General features: G+C 51.7%; 1 protein-coding gene. It reads right to left on the bottom strand.

What is annotated here, in order from left to right; genetic code table 11:
• Window positions 1-1,332 (bottom strand): restriction endonuclease subunit R (locus D6694_00650; protein RMH48330.1); only part of this gene is annotated, 1,332 nt, incomplete at both ends.

The following is a 1,332-nucleotide window of genomic DNA, read 5'->3' on the forward strand; positions in this document are numbered from 1 at the left end:
CGTCTCAAAATGCTTTCTTCCACAGGCGATCTTGGCTCCTTCCTTATGCCGCAGATCATTAGCATGAACGGATCCTTTGGTTTCTATGACAAAATACAGCCTCTCGCCTTCTTCTGTATCCACCAGAACAGCCCAATCTGGGTTGTAGCTGCCAAGGGGAGTAGGCACTTTGAACCAGCCAGGCAGTTTGGCGTAGAGCTTAACGGCACCAAACCGTTCCATCTCCTCGGCGAATTTCCGCTCGGTATCGGAGTCGTATACCACGTGCTCATAAACGGATTTACGGGCGTTCTTCAACATGTTCTTCAGGTACCCTGAAAGCTCCTCCTGTTCGAAAAGCTCCTGGGCATAGTATTCGCCCAAACGCTGGTACTTGATACCGTCGACTAACGCCAGTTGCTTAGCTTTGTTGATTGCGTCAGCTACTAGATCAATAAAGACTTGCGGGTTTCGCTTGAAATCTCCCAACCGGCCGCTTTCCTTGACAATTCTCAACAAAGTCCGTCGCGTAAGGTGGGTGCGATCCTGAAGCTCGGTAAGCAAGTCCGGCAGTTCGATATCCTGTTCATCCAAAGTGATGGTTGCCGCACCGTCTTTTTCTTCCGCTTCTACACCGGCCTTGCCAATGGCAATATCGGCCTTGCGCCATTGCAAGCGAGTCTTGCTGATTTGTGGCGCCTCCTGAATCGCCTTAACGCAATCTTTAATCAGTTTGTCATTGTCAAAGGCGACGCGATAGGTGGTTTTGTGCTTGATGCGATCCCAAAGCTTTTTGAATTCTTCGCTGAATTTTCCATCACAGTAGACCTCTTTGCGTAATTTAATAGTCCGACGCTCATTGGCATTTTTGACCTCAAGACGGCCAGCTGCCTTCTCCAGAATGGCGGTAATGGCCTCTCTCTGTGGTTCAAACTCCGGCGGCAGTTCCAGTGTGTTTTCCTTGATGGCGCTGCGGAGCGCATCTTGCACGCGCTCCTTGCCATCTAGGTAGCCCTTGTCCTTGAGGAACTGCCAAAGCGTTTCGGACTGTTCGGCACCCAGCGGTTGCTCGTTTCCCAGCTCGTCGGCCACCGGGATGGCTGCAAACTGGTGTTTTTCGATTACGCCAAAGCGAATGCCGGTATCCTCCTCGATCTCCTGCTGCAAATTTCGGGCAAAGTCCTCAAAGCTTTCGTTGGCGATGACCGTCAAGGTATTGATTTCAAATCCATGGACCCGATGCCCGGATTGATCCACACACAGGCGCAGACCACGGCCGATCGATTGGCGACGCTCTCGCTCGGTGCGGATATCACGCAGCGTACAAATCTGGAATACGTTGGGGTTGTCCCA

This window comes from Gammaproteobacteria bacterium (assembly GCA_003696665.1).
Classification (GTDB): Bacteria; Pseudomonadota; Gammaproteobacteria; order Enterobacterales.